The sequence below is a fragment of the Nostoc sphaeroides genome (genome assembly GCF_003443655.1).
GTDB lineage: Bacteria > Cyanobacteriota > Cyanobacteriia > Cyanobacteriales > Nostocaceae > Nostoc > Nostoc sphaeroides.
Window position 1 is genome coordinate 6,375,222 of sequence record NZ_CP031941.1, and the last position, 13,222, is coordinate 6,388,443.

Below are 13,222 nucleotides of genomic sequence, written 5' to 3' on the forward strand. Positions count from 1 at the left end.
AACATTGAAACAGGGCAACTTCTCATCACCATGCCAACATCTACACTTGACGATCAAGACGCAGCAGCTATCCAAGCAGCCAGAGTTGGGGTTGCAATATGCGATCGCACCGCCTGGGGACGCATCAAAGTAGCTGGCGACGATCGCCTCAATTTCTTACACAACCAAAGTACTAACAATTTCCAAATACTCAAGCCAGGACAAGGTTGTGATACAGTTTTTGTCACTTCCACAGCCAGAACAATTGATTTAGCAACCGCCTACGTTAGAGAAGATGCGGTAATCTTGCTAGTTTCACCCAACCGCCGCCAATATCTCATGGAATGGCTCGATAAATATATTTTCTATGCCGATAAGGTGGAATTATCTGATATCACCCAATACACCAACACTTTCAGCCTTATTGGCCCAGGAAGTGACGCTGTTTTAGAAAAGTTGGGTATTGGCGAACTCATTGGACAAGCTTACGGAAGTCACAAAGTATACACAATTGCTTCTGCCGAGGGTGTGCGGATTGCTGTGGGTAGTGGGTTAGCTGCTCCCGGATACACCTTTACTTTCCCCTATACTGATAAATATTCGGTGTGGAATAAATTGTTAGAAGCTGGGGCGGTAGAAATGAGCGATCGCGCCTGGGATGCTTTGCGAATCTTACAAGGCCGCCCCGCCCCAGATGCCGAACTCACAGATGATTACAATCCTCTGGAAGTTGGTTTGTGGCAAACAATTTCTTTTACTAAAGGTTGCTATATTGGGCAAGAAACTATTGCTCGGTTAAATACATACAAAGGTGTAAAACAACACCTTTTGGGTATAAGACTCAGTGCCCCTGCTGAAGTTGGAAGTGCGATCGCAGTTGGAGATGAAAAGGTCGGCAAACTTACCAGCTACACCCAAACCACTGATGGTTACTTTGGACTAGGTTACATTCGCACTAAAGCTGGTGGCGTGGGGTTGAAAGTCAAAGTGGGAGAAACTGAGGGTGAAGTCATAGAAATCCCGTTTGTTTCTCACGATTACCCATAAGTAAGGGACTTCCAAATAAAAAAATATCCCAAAACGGGCACAAAACCTCTCTATTTCTCCTCTCTCTGTGTTCTCTGCGTCTCTGTGGTTCGTTTATTTGGATAATTTATTTCTTGGAAATCCCTAATTCAAGTCAAAACATCTTCTTTATCCCTAGCGCCGTAACAAAATTCATCTACCCAAGAAGCTAGACTACGGGCATTAGTGGTTGGTAAATTCACTTTGCTTTTAATATCTTGTGGTTGAATATTCGGATGTTTGCCGTTGCTTTTAACCTCAGTAGTAATTGCTAGCGATGCTCCTGAAGGGAGCCGCCCAAGGGGCGATCGCACTGGTTTACCATTACTGTTAATCTCAGCCAATGATGTGGCCACAGGGATTCGACTAGATGGCGCGTTGCTCTTAACCTCAGTAGCTAATGCCACAGATGGCATAGTTTTGGCTTTACTGTTAACCTCACTGGTGATTGTCGCCGATCCTCGTGAAGGTAACTGACCAGAGTGCCAGCGTACTGGTTGATATTCCCTTAGCAAATCGGAGGATGGCATTTTTACCGGAGTATCTGGAGCAATTTTAGTTGCATTTGCTACTATCAATTCAGGTTTGCGTGTGCGAACTACCTCAGATATAGCTGTAATTAATGGCACAACTTCATCGCCGTGTGACAAGTTGGAATCTAGAGTCTTGGCAAGAGAATGAAGCGCTATCTTGCTGGCAGTTACAGCAGATGACAGATGTTTATCTTCAGAATGTTTCTCATCTGGCAACTCGCTTTCAACTTGGCTTATAGGCATGGAATAGTCTAATTTTATTAAACGTAACTCTTCATCAGGATTGAAGTTAAGTCCTAAAGCGGCGACTATTTTATCTGGATCGTTATTCAGATCCAGCATAAAAGCAAGTATTTCATCAAATTGGGGTTCTAAAACAGAGAGTGTTCCCAAAATAAAACCGGACAAAGGACGACGCAGACCATCATAAGTGCCCCAAATTCGCATTTTGACCAGCCACGAAATATTTTGCTTATAGTAACTCAGCCATTTTTGTTTTAAGGATTGACGCAGCTGTTGGATATTCATGGGATGCCTCACTTCAGTCAACAATATTGCAGACATTGATATTGAAAATTTAGCTTTATTTCTGGGGATGAAACCGATAATAGAGCATCTGTTTAACTCTTTCACCACCTAGCAAATGATTTTCTATCAGTAGAGATACTTCATTGGGTTGAACGCCGCTATACCAGACCATATCGGGTAATACCAGCACCATCGGCCCATTGCCGCATTGTCCTAAACAGCTGCTAGCCGTTACCGTTACACCAGGGATTGGCAAAGCTGCAAAAGCTGCTAAAACCTTAACTGCGCCTTGCTTTTTGCAAGTGCGATTTTGACAAACCCGCACACATTTAGGAGAAGGTTGGTCTATTGTAGGGAAGTTTGATGGTTGAGTTATGTTTGACATTTTTTAACGAACCGCTCCAAACGCAGAGGACACAGAAGAAGAAATCAGGAAGATAGGAAAGAAATAACTCCTAACTCCTAATTCCTAACTCCTAACTCCTAACTCCTAACTATTAACTCCTACCTAATCTATTGAAAGTCCTTTTGAGGCTAGCCATTCAGGGTTAAATATCCGCGACTGATAGCGGGAACCACTATCACATAAGATGGTAACAATGGTATGTCCTGGCCCCAACTGCTTCGCTAGGGCAACAGCTGCGCCCACATTAATACCCGTTGAGCCGCCCATTAACAGCCCATCTTTCCTCAGGAGTTGGTAAACTACCCGTAAAGCTTCTTCGTCATCGATTTGAATGGCATCATCAGCAGGTGCGCCTGCCATATTGGCTGTGACACGACCGTTACCGATGCCTTCGGTGATAGAACTTCCTTCTGTATTGAGTTCGCCGGTTTTGACATAGCTATAAAGTGCGCTACCCAAAGGATCGGCAACAACGCATTTAATTGCCGGATTTTGTTCTTTCAAGTACAACGCCACACCAGCATAAGTACCACCAGTACCAGTTGCAGTTGTCCATGCATCTATTTTACCATCTGTCTGTTTCCAAATTTCCGGCCCTGTGGTTTCGTAGTGGGCGCGACGGTTGGCTAAGTTATCGAACTGATTCGCCCAAATAGCGTTTTCCAACTCAGCAGCAACTCTGCCAGATAGTTTGACGTAGTTATTTGGGTCTTTGTAGGGTACAGCAGGGATGGGACGAACTTCTGCGCCTAGTGCTGTTAGTGCGTCTATTTTTTCTTGTGACTGAGTATCGGGAATAATAATTAAGCATTTGTAGCCTTTGGCGTTGCAAATATGCGCCAGCCCAATGCCAGTATTACCAGCAGTTCCTTCTACAACTGTGCCACCGGGTTTGAGTAAACCTTTCTCTTCTGCGTCTTTGATAATATACAGTGCGGCGCGGTCTTTGACGGAACCGCCAGGATTGAGGAATTCCGCTTTAGCGAGGATTTCACATCCTGTTTCTTCACTGAAACTGTTTAAGCGAATTAGGGGCGTGTTGCCAACAGCGCCGACGAAGCCATTCTTAATATCCATTTTGATTGTACCTGTGTGAGTATCTATAAAAATTTTGGCTTATAGCGAAGCGATCGCATAATTTAAAACTGATTAGCCTAAAATCCAATATGCGATCGCTTTCCTCTGAGGGAAAATAAAATAATTAAAGATTAAAGACGCGATGAATCGCGTCTCTACAAGGGGCGATCAAAAAAACGATGCCTGCGGCGGGCTACGCCTACGCATATCCATACTGTTTACAATATCTGTTTTATTAGGGGCGATCGCTAGGACTTACGCAAAAATTGCCGAAAAGCTTAATTTATCGAACCGCCAGACACTCGATGACTCGCTACCGCTTCGCTATCGCGCTTCGCGTCTCCAAGAGTTGACGCCATCGCGTAGCGTCTCGTAGAGAAGAATTCGTAGAGTGTGCCATTCGTCCTATATGAGACTCGGAATTCATTCCGAGGCGGGATAGAAATGCAGTGCGAGATTTATCAATAAAGATATGGCTGCGGCAAAACTTGTGTGTACACCGTAGCCGATGCTTTGAGGAGGGGTGCAATGACTGTGGGAATTATAATAAGTGACATACTCCCACACTGACGCAAGCGTACAGTGTGGGCTTCTCAGGGACTCCCGGTATCCCGTCGGACATTAACTGAGCTTTCACGCGCAATTCATCTCATCACCTCCCTTGCGGGTAGGTGAGAGGCTTCTTGCTGTTTCAGCTAATTACCCAGACTTGATATTAGTTCAGAACACAAGCCCATTCGTTCAGAACACAAGCCCATTCGTTCAGAACACAAGTCCGTTCGTTCAGAACACAAGTCCGTTCATTCAGAACACAAGTCCGTTCGTTCAGAACACAAGTCCGTTCGTTCAGAACACAAGTCCGTTCGTTCAGAACACAAGTCCGTTCGTTCAGAACACAAGTCCGTTCGTTCAGAACACAAGTCTTTTCTCAACAATTTGTTGTCTGTTCTCGTGTAATTACTGAGCTACTAATCCAATCTTATTAAAAAAAATACCTTTTTTTTGCAAGCTTTACTGAACCACTACATTCTTCTATTGAGCCACTCTAGAAAGGTAAAGTTTAGTAAAAGGTATGCATTGATGCCACGCCAAAAAAGAACCTCTCCTGTGCTAGAAAAAACTGAACAGAGAGTAATCGGATTTAAATCGATTGATTCGGGCCTTGACTTTGGTGATTCTATCAGTTTAAAGAATTTAACCCAGTTAATCGGGCAACTCCGCAACCAGATTGACCACTATAATATGATGCTAACTGCCCTTGACTCGGCAAAGGCAGAAATAGAAACCCTGGAAAAGACCATTCGGGAAACTTCAGAACGCTTAGTCAGTGGTGTAGTATTGAAGTATGGCAAAGACAGCCGGGAATACGAGATGATAGGCGGAGTACGCAAAAGCGATCGCATTCGTAAAGCCACCATCACCCGGTTAAAATCGACCGCAGACTTAAAAGCAACTTCTAAACAGACGGCGTAACTGGCAAAAATTATATTTTGCGTAAGTCCTATAGTTGTACACCCGTAGGGGCACGGCATTGCCCATACGTGTCAACTTAACGTAAAAGCCATGTCCCGCAAGGAACTGAAGTTCCAAGAATAATAGCTAAAGTCATCTGAAGATGACTAAATAATCTGAAAAATCTTTAGTCTACTTCAGTAGACTTGGGCTATTAGCCCTGAAATTTATTTCTGGGCGGGCGTGGAAGTCAACAAGCGATTTCTAGCTTAAGTTGACACCAATGGGCATTGCCGTGCCCCTACAATCGTGATGTAACATTGTACCGTATCTGAATGGTGACCAGTATAATCAAAATTTAAATAGTAATTTTACTGGGGTTTTTAAATATTTACGTAAGTTAAAATACAGTATGATTGACGAGTAAATGCTGACATCTTTTCATTGTCTTAGACGGGATAGATACCGATGACATCTGAAAGCGATCGCGAAAAAGAACTTGAACAGCGAGAACGTATATTACGAGAACGAGAAGTTGAATTGCGACTCCGAGAAATGGAAAGTAACATCCATGCTACCGATGCGGCTTTTCACCAAACTGTGAAGCATCAACCAGAAAATTCCCAGAAACCTTGGATGAAAAAAGTAATTCTCGGTGGGAAGCTCTTTGTTCTTGGTGTGGTAGCGCTGGTTGCGGTGAGAATAGCCTCAGTGCTGGCTGGGTTTATTATTGTTGCTGCACTGGGGTGGATGTCTTACAAATTATTTTTGGAATCTAAAAAAACCAATCTTTAATTAAGGTGTAATTATGATGAGTGATCAGGTAGCAACTGACAGATTTATCCAAGATTTAGAGCGTGTTGCTCAAGTGCGATCGCAGATGTCTGTATGTTTGAGTAAACTTGCCGAAACAATTAATCAAGCTGAGTTAGCTGGAGACTCTTCATCAGGAAAACTCAGTTTAGAGCGAGACATTGAAGATATTACAGTAGCTAGTAAAAACCTCCGCCAAGGTGTATTTCGCCTTTTGGTATTGGGCGATATGAAACGCGGAAAAAGTACTTTTCTCAACGCCTTAATTGGAGAAAACTTATTACCGAGCGATGTTAACCCTTGTACCGCAGTGTTAACAGTTTTACGCTATGGGCCAGAAAAGAAAGTTACCATTCATTTTAATGATGGAAAAAACCCGCAACAGCTAGACTTTCAGAACTTTAAATATAAATATACCATTGATCCGGCTGAAGCGAAAAAACTAGAGCAGGAGAAAAAACAAGCCTTTCCCGATGTTGATTATGCAGTAGTTGAGTATCCCTTAACGCTACTAGAAAAGGGAATTGAAATTGTTGATAGCCCAGGATTGAATGATACAGAAGCGCGAAACGAATTATCTTTGGGTTATGTAAACAACTGCCATGCAATTTTGTTTGTGATGAGAGCTTCTCAACCTTGTACCTTGGGTGAGCGTCGCTATCTAGAAAATTATATCAAAGGTAGAGGATTGACAGTTTTCTTCTTAGTTAATGCTTGGGATCAGGTGCGGGAATCATTGATTGATCCTGATGATGTCGAAGAATTACAAGCATCTGAGAATAGATTACGGCAAGTATTTAACGCAAATTTAGCAGAATATTGTACTATAGAAGGTCAAAATATTTATGACGAAAGAGTGTTTGAGCTTTCGTCAATTCAAGCACTTAGACGACGGTTAAAAAATCCCCAAGCTGATTTAGAGGGGACTGGCTTTCCGAAGTTTATGGATTCGCTTAATACTTTTCTTACCAGAGAACGTGCGATCGCAGAACTCCGTCAAGTCAGAACCTTGGCTAGACTTGCCTGCAATCATACCCGCGAAGCAGTTGCTAGACGTATACCATTACTTGATCAAGATGTAAATGAATTAAAAAAACGAATTGATTCAGTAGAACCAGAGTTTAACAAACTCACAAGTATTCGAGATAAATTTCAAAAAGAAATTATCAATACCAGAGACACTCAAGCAAGAACAATTTCCGAATCTTTTCGCAGCTACGTTTTAAATTTAGGTGATACTTTTGAAACCGATTTCTTGCGCTATCAGCCGGAATTAAATTTGTTTGATTTTCTCAGTAGTGGTAAACGAGAAGCATTTAACACCGCATTGCAAAAAGCTTTTGAGCAATATATCACTGACAAATCTGCTGCTTGGACATTAACTGCTGAAAAAGATATCAATGCCGCTTTTAAAGAACTTTCTCACAGTGCTGCACAATATGGTGCGTCTTATAATCAAGTCACAGAGGAAATTACAGAAAAGCTAACTGGGCAAGATGTAAAGGTAAATACTACTACACCTGAAGAAGATAACTCTCCCGCTTGGGCAAAATGGGCAATGGGCTTGTTATCACTGTCTAAGGGAAATCTTGCTGGTTTCGCACTAGCTGGAGCCGGATTTGATTGGAAAAATATCTTGTTAAACTACTTTACTGTAATTGGCATTGGCGGGATAATTACAGCAGTGACAGGTATTTTTCTTGGCCCCATCGGGTTTGCACTGCTAGGTTTAGGAGTCGGATTTTTGCAAGCAGATCAAGCGCGTAAAGAGTTAGTTAAAACAGCGAAGAAAGAGTTAGTTAAACATCTACCCCAAGTGGCATACGAGCAATCTCAGGTTGTATACAATGCTGTGAAAGAGTGTTTTGACTCTTATGAAAGAGAAGTAAGTAAGCGGATTAACGATGATATTGTATCTCGTAAATCTGAATTAGATAATCTAGTCAAGCAGAAACAAACCCGCGAAATAAATCGTGAGGGTGAGTTCAACCGATTAAAAAAATTACAGGAAGATGTAATAGCTCAGTTGCAAAAAATTGAGGCGGCGTATAGCAATTTATTAGCTTATTATAGTTGATAAATCTCATTACTCTCGTTCCCAGCTTCTAGCTGGGAATGCCTACTTGGAGGGCTGCCGCCTCCCATAACTATAAAAATGTGAGGCGGAGCCTAGGCTGTTGACTTTGGCTATTTTTCGGTAATTTCCCGAAAAATTATTTGTGCTGGTTTTTGCTTGTGTGAAAGCGCCTGTAACAGCCATCTTTACGCCAAAATAAAAAACACAGTTTTTGCATGAAGTCTTGTGGGCTAAAGGGTACAGAGTCAACAGCCTAGGCGGAGCCTCAATGAATTGCATTCCCAGGCGGAGCCTGGGAACGAGGAAGATAGGGGAATTATGCAACAACAGTATGAAGGTTATAAAGATTTAGCAGATTCTCTTAAATCTGCATCTGCGTTACTGAATTTAGAACGTAAATCGCAACTGCATCAAGATATAATTACTATTTGCAATCATTTAGTTAATCCTAGCTTTCGGATTGCGGTATTTGGCCCCTTTAATCATGGCAAATCTACCTTACTAAATGCCATGTTAGGGAATCGTACTTTACCAATTGATTTAATTCCTACTACAGGCGCAGCGATTACTGTCAGCTATGGTTCTGATGTGCGAACTCGCATCATGTTGGTAGATGGGACAGAAATCTATCGCAGTGGCACAGAAGTTTTACAACAATTTGCAATTCTTGATGGTAATAGGCAGATGCGAAAAGATGTAGCATCTGTGGAAGTTTTTTGTCCCCATCCATTTTTAGAAACGGGTGTAGAATTTCTCGATTTACCGGGAACAAATGATAGAGATGAACAAGATAATTTAATCCGAGAACAACTTTTAAGTGCAGATTTAGTTATCCAATTATTAGATGCACGTAAGTTAATGACTTTAGGTGAGCGAGAAAACTTACGAGATTGGCTATTAGATCGCGGTATTAAAACAGTTATATTTGTTGCTAATTTTATTAATTTACTCGAACCCGACGAGCAAAAACAAGTCCAAAATCGCTTGCGGTTTGTTGCAGAAAGCTTTCGAGCCGAATTACCTCCAGGTTTTAGTAATTTATATCGCGTTGATGCTTTACCTGCTTTAAGAGCCAGGTTAAAAGGCGATGTTGCTGCTGCCAATAGTAGCGGGTTAGCAGCTTTTGAAACAGCTTTGCAAAATATTGTGGGGATTTTGCAACCAGATCGTGGTAGTGTGCGTTTGCCAAGAGTGCAAGCGATCGCTTCTCAAATCCAATACTCATTAAAAGCTAAAATTGACCCGATTGCTATTGAAATCAAATCCTTTGATGAGAAAGAAAATAGCAAAATTGAAATTAAACGAAAAGCAGCCGACTTAATTTATAAAGGTTTTACTACTAGCGTAGGAGAGTTACGCGATTGGCTAGTATTACCCAAGCTACTTACAAAATATCAAGCTGATGCAGCAGTTGCATTGGCTGAAAATAACTTTAAAGATTGGCAAACAAATACTTTTAAAAAAGACCTGACTCAGTTACAATTTGCTGTGATAAAATGGCTTTATCAAGCTTACGAATTTTTTCAAGAAGAACGACCGCAAGATTTAATAATTCCCTTTCCTAGCGAACCACAAGTAATATTACCCTCAAAGCCAAGCAATACTGATGATTTGAGTGAACCTGGTTCTATTGCTGTTGGTGGTGGTATTGGTTGGTTGTTAGGTGGCCCAGTTGGTGCTGCTGTCGTCGGGAGTATTTCTTATTTGCTAAACAAGAATATCCAAAAACAAGACGATCAATTAGCAAAGGAATCTTATCATCAGGAAGTTGCTAAACTTTGTATAACTGCAATTGAAGATTATTTATCTGGCTTCAGTAGTCAAGGGTTATCTATTTTGGCTGAATATGAACAGCAAGCCGAAAAAGTAATTTGTTTTGAAGTTAGTCAAGAACCACTAGAAGTTACTAAAAAACGTGAAAGTTTGCAGCAGTTACAAAACGGTTTTAATCAGTTGCTACGAGAGTTAGAAAAAGTCAAAATATCCTCAAATCATCAACCTTATAAAGAAATACCCAAACCCAATAACACTAATAGAAAATATTCGCCACAGCCAGAGAGAGTTCAAACTTATCCTAAAAAAGATATTGGTGTTAAGCAACAACAGGAAAATACTGCGAAGAATACTCAGACAAGGGTAAAATCTGTTTCTCCACCACCGCCAAAAGTTTCTCCCTCTCCACGGAAAGAAGAAGTGGAGGCGAAATTTCGTGATTGGGAACTCAATGAGGAAATAGCGCGAATGAAAGCAGAAATGCGTAGCCCTAAGGCTTGTCGTCAGACATCGCCTGGTTCTCAAACTAACAAACAGCAAAATACAACTCAAAGCAACAAAGCACCCAATCAACCCAAAACCCAGACGGAAAAAGATAAGATTACTCGCGCCTACAGCATTTTAGGATTGCAAGCAAATGCTTCTTTGGCTGAGGTAAAGCAGGCTTATCGAACTTTAGTAAAAAAATGGCATCCAGATTTATTTGTTAATCAGCCACAAATGCTAAAACAAGCACAAGAGAAAATGCACTTAGTTAATGAAGCTTACACAATTTTGAGTGATAAATAAACAACAATATACTGGACTTGTTTAATAAGTTACATTTCATCCTAATTTCATTTCTGCCTGCCAAGCTAATAAGTAAATATAAAATTAGGAAACTATGAGGTGAGACTTATGCAGATGCTATCTTTGAGGAATGGGTTTTTGGCGTTAACCTTCAGTGCGATCGCTTCTGCTGGTGGGTTAATCACAGGTTGTGCTGGTACTGCTTCCCAGAACCAAAGCCAAGCGCCAAATGCAACCGCCACCAATGCTAACGACAAGCAGATGATGAATCACGGTGGTGGCATGATGAACCACAGCATGGGAATGGATTTAGGCCCAGCCGATGCTAATTTTGATTTACGATTTATCGACGCGATGATACCGCACCATCAAGGCGCTGTAGAAATGGCGAAAGTTGCGCAGCAGAAATCAAAACGTCCTGAAATCAAAAAGTTAGCAGATAATATCATTAAATCGCAAAACCAAGAAATCACTCAGATGAAGCAGTGGCGACAAGCTTGGTATCCCAAGGCGGGAGATAAACCAATGGCTTACAACAGCCAAATGGGCCACATGATGGAAATGTCGTCTGATCAAATGAAAAGCATGATGATGAGTCAGGATTTAGGTGCAGCCGATGCTGAATTTGATCTGCGCTTTATCAATGCGATGATTCCTCACCATGAAGGGGCTGTAACAATGGGGCAAGATGCCTTGAGTAAGTCTAAGCGCCCTGAAATCAAGAAATTAGCCCAAGAAATTGTTAAAGCCCAAGAGATAGAGATTAAAGAAATGCAGCAGTGGCGAAAAGCTTGGTACAACAAGTAAATCTAAGTCTTTGCGTGGATATGCGAACAAGTAATATAGCAGTCTTATTTGATTCGTGAAAAATATAGACAAGGAAACGAACCGCCAAGAACGCCAAGGACGCAAAGGGAAGAAAGAAGAAATAAATGGATAATTTTCGCAAATTATTTAGGACTGCTATATGTATTTGCAGTTGAGAATTTGGGGTGGGTGTTTGGTTATTTCAGGAGCGCTGTCTACAATGGGTTACGCCTATGCAGCCCAATTTCATCCTAATTTCATTTCTCAATGGAAGACTGGGTAGTGAGACTGAATCACTGTATTTTCTCTGCCTCTGTATCCAAAGACTTTTGATAGCGATGCCTAAATCCTATTCCCAATCACTTACAATTGTTCGCTGTGTTTATGGGACACTTTTCAACCTTTTGTTACTTACTAGTCCCGCAGTTGTTTTAGCTCACGCTGGACACGGAAATGAATTTCAAGGGGGAAGTGAAACAACTGGTTCTATTCAAGTTGATGCCCAAACAGCCAAACGGCTAGGAATTAAAGTTGAACCTGTCAAACGCCAGAGGCTAGGTGTAGGGATTAAAACTACTGGACAGATTGAAACTCTACCCAGCCAAAAAGTGGAAGTAAATACTCCCATTTCTAAAGCAAAAGTGGTTGAGTTATTGGTGGAACCTGGTGTCATGGTGAAAAAAGGTCAACCAGTTGCCGTTTTATTCAGTCCTGAACTGGTGGAAATGCGGGTTAATTCTCAGGAAAAGCTTGCTCAAGGTCAAGCTGATTTACAGCAAGCACAGGCTGATTTAAGACTAGCTCAACAAAACCGCGATCGCTATCAACAAATAGCCGCAGCTGAAATAGCTCAAGCACAGAGCCAGGTGGCTTTTGCTCAAGAAAAGTTTAACCAAGATCAACGGTTAGTTGATGCTGGCGCTTTACCACGTCGTAATGCTCTAGAATCTGAAACTCAGTTAGCTCAAGCCAAAGCCGAACTTGCGAAAGCCGCCAGTCGTCGGGACGTTATTGAGGCAGAAAATCAGCTAAAACGCGCTGATTCCGCCGTTCAGGTAGCAAAGTCTCGTATCCAACTAAGTAATAGGATTTATCAAACTCGGCTTTCTCAATTGGGAACCCGCGCCAATGCTCAAGGACTTGTTACCGTGACATCTCCAATTTCTGGCAAAGTTGCCGACAGGGAAGTTACCCTTGGTCAATCATTCGAGGATGCGGGTGGGAAGTTGATGACAATTATCAATGACAGTCGCGTTTTTGCCACCGCAAATATTTATGAAAAAGATTTGAATCAGGTAAGAAGTGGTCAACAAGTAAGAGTCAAAGTTGCTTCTATATCTAAGCGTACCTTTATTGGACGAATTACCCGCATGGGTTCTGTTGTGGAAGGAGAAACGCGAGTAGTACCAGTGCAAGCTGAACTGGAAAATTCTGGTGGAGTGCTAAAACCAGGGATGTTTGCAGAATTAGAAGTTGTTACAAACCAAACATTACCAGCCATATTAGCAATTAAGAGCGCGGCTGTAGTTGAAGGCAATGGCAAAAAACAGGTTTATGTAAAAAATGGTAACGCCTATCAGCCTGTTGAAGTTACTTTAGGTCGAACCTCTGGGGATATGGTTGAAGTCAAAACTGGCTTATTCGAGGAGGATTTGATAGTTACTGTGCGATCGCCTCAGCTTTATGCTCAGTCTTTGCGTGGTGATACGAAGCCAAAAGTAGACGAACACCCGGAAACCCCTATACAGACTACAAGAGAGCCAGCACCACTGTGGTTACTGGGAGTAGCATTAGCTCCGATCGCTTTCATTGCAGGTGCTTTTTGGTCTAATCGTCGCACCAATCAACTTCAACTAGCACACCACAACGTAAATAAACCACCCATTTGAAATGTCTAAAACCCTTACACCATCTTAATTACGA

General features: G+C 41.8%; 11 protein-coding genes. 8 read left to right on the forward strand and 3 right to left on the reverse strand.

Features of this window, described 5'->3' with window-relative positions:
• The first annotated feature begins 30 nt into the window (after positions 1-30).
• Positions 31-1,026, forward strand: a complete 996-nt coding sequence (ygfZ, locus tag D1367_RS28440; RefSeq protein WP_118170477.1) for a CAF17-like 4Fe-4S cluster assembly/insertion protein YgfZ — start codon at positions 31-33, stop codon at positions 1,024-1,026.
• Between the two features lie 128 nt (positions 1,027-1,154).
• Here the strand turns inward: ygfZ and D1367_RS28445 are convergent, their stop codons facing one another.
• From D1367_RS28445 to D1367_RS28455, 3 genes are all read right to left on the reverse strand, one after another.
• Positions 1,155-2,105, reverse strand: a complete 951-nt coding sequence (locus D1367_RS28445) for a DUF5331 domain-containing protein (RefSeq protein ID WP_118170480.1) — start codon at positions 2,103-2,105, stop codon at positions 1,155-1,157.
• Between the two features lie 55 nt (positions 2,106-2,160).
• Positions 2,161-2,490 (reverse strand): (2Fe-2S) ferredoxin domain-containing protein, encoded by a 330-nt coding sequence (locus tag D1367_RS28450; protein WP_118170484.1) that lies wholly within the window; start codon positions 2,488-2,490, stop codon positions 2,161-2,163.
• A gap of 123 nt (positions 2,491-2,613) precedes the next feature.
• Positions 2,614-3,588, reverse strand: a complete 975-nt coding sequence (locus D1367_RS28455) for a cysteine synthase A (protein ID WP_118170489.1) — start codon at positions 3,586-3,588, stop codon at positions 2,614-2,616.
• Positions 3,589-3,730: 142 nt separating this feature from the next.
• On the opposite strand from D1367_RS28455, the gene D1367_RS30230 reads away from it, so the two are divergent.
• The 7 genes from D1367_RS30230 to D1367_RS28485 all read left to right on the forward strand — a co-directional run bounded on the left by D1367_RS30230 (position 3,731) and on the right by D1367_RS28485 (position 13,188).
• Positions 3,731-3,964, forward strand: coding sequence for a hypothetical protein (locus D1367_RS30230; protein ID WP_147337403.1), 234 nt, complete (start codon positions 3,731-3,733; stop codon positions 3,962-3,964).
• Positions 3,965-4,668: 704 nt separating this feature from the next.
• Positions 4,669-5,061 carry a hypothetical protein gene (locus tag D1367_RS28460; protein WP_118170493.1) on the forward strand — a complete coding sequence of 131 codons (393 nt, stop codon included), beginning with the start codon at positions 4,669-4,671 and terminating at the stop codon, positions 5,059-5,061.
• A 447-nt stretch (positions 5,062-5,508) separates the two neighbouring features.
• Positions 5,509-5,835, forward strand: a complete 327-nt coding sequence (locus D1367_RS28465) for a DUF3040 domain-containing protein (protein ID WP_118170498.1) — start codon at positions 5,509-5,511, stop codon at positions 5,833-5,835.
• Positions 5,836-5,851: 16 nt separating this feature from the next.
• Positions 5,852-7,930: a dynamin family protein gene (locus D1367_RS28470; RefSeq protein ID WP_118170501.1), complete on the forward strand. Its 2,079-nt coding sequence runs from the start codon at positions 5,852-5,854 to the stop codon at positions 7,928-7,930.
• 318 nt (positions 7,931-8,248) lie between these two features.
• Positions 8,249-10,492 carry a dynamin family protein gene (locus tag D1367_RS28475; protein ID WP_118170504.1) on the forward strand — a complete coding sequence of 748 codons (2,244 nt, stop codon included), beginning with the start codon at positions 8,249-8,251 and terminating at the stop codon, positions 10,490-10,492.
• Between the two features lie 108 nt (positions 10,493-10,600).
• Positions 10,601-11,299, forward strand: a complete 699-nt coding sequence (locus D1367_RS28480) for a DUF305 domain-containing protein (protein WP_118170507.1) — start codon at positions 10,601-10,603, stop codon at positions 11,297-11,299.
• A 338-nt stretch (positions 11,300-11,637) separates the two neighbouring features.
• Positions 11,638-13,188 (forward strand): efflux RND transporter periplasmic adaptor subunit, encoded by a 1,551-nt coding sequence (locus tag D1367_RS28485; protein ID WP_118170512.1) that lies wholly within the window; start codon positions 11,638-11,640, stop codon positions 13,186-13,188.
• Positions 13,189-13,222 lie beyond the last annotated feature (34 nt).